The sequence below is a fragment of the Herbiconiux daphne genome (assembly GCF_024979295.1).
GTDB classification, from domain to species: Bacteria; Actinomycetota; Actinomycetes; order Actinomycetales; family Microbacteriaceae; genus Herbiconiux; species Herbiconiux daphnes.
On sequence record NZ_JANLCJ010000721.1, the window covers coordinates 1 to 544 of the forward strand.

Consider the following 544-nt stretch of genomic DNA (forward strand, 5'->3'; position numbering starts at 1 on the left):
CTGGCTAAGCTGGACGGTGGCAAGGAAGCAGTAGCCGAACTGGTGGACGAATACGACGACCGCTCACCGGAGGAAATCGAAGCGGCGATGGCTACACAGTGGAAAGTCAAGCTGATTGACAGCCTCGAAGAGCGCGCCCTTGCCCTGACCGCTGACTACCGCGAGATTATGGCAGCGGCTGGGCTTTACCTGACCGAAGTCAAAGGCGGTGAGCTGGTAGCGATTGACGAAGCAGTAAGCAATGACTTCTACGGACACGCGGCGGCTTCACTGGCAGCGGCTGAATAAGTCAGAGAGCATTAGTCAAGGTAGCGGCAAGGATGCCGTAGCCTTCATCAAATGTTCTTTGTAGGGGGTTGGTATGTGCGGAGGTGGAACGGCAGCACTCGCGTTAGTGGTGTTGGTGTTGGCTGGCGTATTCGGTTGGACGGTTCCAATCTGGGCGTGGCTAATAGGTTCGGTAGTGGTTGGTGGCGGTGTGTTGTTAGCAGGTCTGACGCCAGAACGTCCGACACAATCCATCAATCAGGCAATGGGAACACAA

At 55.9% G+C, this 544-nt stretch carries 2 protein-coding genes; both read left to right on the top strand.

Features of this window, described 5'->3' with window-relative positions:
• Positions 1-288: hypothetical protein (locus N1032_RS27345; protein WP_259543853.1), on the top strand; the 288-nt coding region annotated here is incomplete at its 5' end.
• 73 nt (positions 289-361) lie between these two features.
• A partial coding sequence (locus tag N1032_RS27350; protein WP_259543855.1) for a hypothetical protein occupies positions 362-544 on the top strand: 183 nt, incomplete at its 3' end.